This is a genomic window from Oleiphilus sp. HI0079, assembly GCF_001635105.1.
Genome location: NZ_LWFT01001437.1, coordinates 1 through 1,611 on the forward strand (window position 1 = coordinate 1; position 1,611 = coordinate 1,611).

The following is a 1,611-nucleotide window of genomic DNA, read 5'->3' on the forward strand; positions in this document are numbered from 1 at the left end:
ACGCGCCGTTAGGAAATATCGATGCGATCAACTGGCAAACAAATGGTACAGCGACGAATTCCAGTGAAAATCCGCAAGGCCTTTCTCACGTATCTCTGTACTATCGTTCCTCCGTCGTACCGGATGATGAGCCGCCTACTGATGTGCCAGAGCCAGCGACACTTGCGTTGTTAGGTCTTGGTCTCGCAGGTTTGAGATTAGCAAGAAAGCGCAACTCATAATCTCTCTCCTCAGACACAAAAAAACCGCATATTAGAACCATNCGGTTTTTTTGTGTCTGTTAGTTGAGCGTTATTTCAAGGGCAAAGTAGAGAAGGACGTAACGATTGGTTGTGTTTGACCAAGAAGAACAAAGAGCCACCGTCGGCGTTTAAGGCGAAGGCAGCGCTTTGTGTTTATGACGCAGCTTTTCGACTTTGCGGTCAGCTAGAAGTTAGCCCCAAAGGTCAGTTCGATTTGAGACATCTCAAGTTCGATGGTTTGTTCTTGACTACCTAGCAAGGGATTACGACCTTTCACCGACTTGCTTGGTGAGTACATCAATGCGAATGCGTAATCCACATCATTCACCCCAAACTCATAGCCCGCAGTAAAGTGCCACTCCTGAACGCCTGGCGCGAGAATATTAAAAAGCACTTCAGAGCTTGGTATTGGTTGTTCACCATAGCTGACACCAAATCGATAGGTGTTGTCGCTTGCACCATCAATCGCAAACCCTAGCTCATAAACGTTCATGTCTTGCCAGCCAAAACCGGGGCCGCCATCGGTACCGAGGCTTCCTGGAGCCAGTGCGGGCAGCATTGGATTTCCGACAGATTGAATATCCGAATAATTGATTCGCTGATAATCAAATGCGACTGTGTAGTTGCTGCGTTTGAACTCCAAACCCAGGTTGTAGGTTTCAGGAATATTAAACGCGCCGTTTTCAGCGAAAAGCCCTTCGTATTTTTCGAACTCTTGGAACTTGGTTTCTGTTTGATAGCTCGCGCCAAAACTCCAGTTCTCGTTTAGACCATGCCAGACCCCAAAGCGAGCGCCATAGCCAAAGGAATAATCGTATTGGTTATCGCTTAGCTTTGTTGGGTCTTGAGAGAAGCCTGCAAAGCTGTTCAAACCGCGCGCTTTGAAACGTTGGCCTGCAATGATCGGTGCGATACCAATGTGTGTGGTCTCGGCTACCTTGTAGGCAAACGAGGTGCTGATAAACATCTGTGAAAGATCGACACCCGTCTCGCCTGCATAAAATACTGATTCGCTATAGTCGGTGTTCATTCCACCATTGGCGTACACATTGACGTTGATCGCAAAGTCTTCATCGATGATGCGGTTATAACCAAAAGAGGGGATCACAAAGTAATGGCTGTCAGACGAGGTGTCTTGTTGTTGAAGACCAAACTCAGGGGGTGCCGCTGGACCGCCACCTTCGACTGTAAAACCACGATCCGGAGCAAATAGACTCACCGCTGCAGTAAAGTTCGTGTCGATGTTCAATGCCAATGCAGGGTTGCTTGCCCCTGCCATTGCATCTTGTGCTGTTGCTGTTGAAGCGCCTCCCATGGCAATACTATTTGCGCTGTAGCCCAAGCGAAAATAGCCGTTTGTTGCATCTGC

2 protein-coding genes are annotated in these 1,611 nt (G+C 48.2%); one reads left to right on the forward strand and one right to left on the reverse strand.

What is annotated here, in order from left to right; all coding sequences use genetic code 11:
- A partial coding sequence (locus A3750_RS24640; protein ID WP_156498927.1) for a PEP-CTERM sorting domain-containing protein occupies positions 1 to 221 on the forward strand: 221 nt, incomplete at its 5' end.
- Positions 222 to 426: 205 nt separating this feature from the next.
- Here the strand turns inward: A3750_RS24640 and A3750_RS24645 are convergent.
- A partial coding sequence (locus A3750_RS24645) for an OmpP1/FadL family transporter (RefSeq protein ID WP_068549045.1) occupies positions 427 to 1,611 on the reverse strand: 1,185 nt, incomplete at its 5' end.